We start from the raw sequence: 262 nt of genomic DNA, 5'->3' as shown, positions 1-262 counted from the left end.
GGGCAGGGGTCGCGGGCGGTGGTCGGCGCTGCGGGGGCCGGGTGCGCGCCGGGGAGCGCGCCGGAGGGGCCGGCCGGGACCCGGGCGCGCCGGGCCTCCGAGGACCCCCCGGCGGCCGGCGCCGCCGAGGCGGCCACGTCCGGGCCCCCGGAGCGGACCAGCCCCCCCTGGCCGCGGGCGGCCGCCTACGCGACAGCCCACGGGCGCCCCCGCCAGGACGTGGCCCAGGCACCCCGCGCCGTGTAGCCTGTGAGGGAGGCGT

The 262-nt window shown here is 85.9% G+C and carries 1 pseudogene; it reads left to right on the top strand.

The features are described 5' to 3' along the window. Positions 1-246: pseudogene (locus QM806_RS41095) on the top strand (hypothetical protein); the annotation flags it as partial. Positions 247-262 lie beyond the last annotated feature (16 nt).

The organism is Rhodococcus sp. IEGM 1351 (assembly GCF_030056875.1).
GTDB classification, from domain to species: domain Bacteria; phylum Actinomycetota; class Actinomycetes; order Mycobacteriales; family Mycobacteriaceae; genus Rhodococcus_F; species Rhodococcus_F opacus.
The sequence above is the reverse complement of the archived record's forward strand: the minus strand, read 5'-3'. Positions and strand labels throughout refer to the sequence as shown.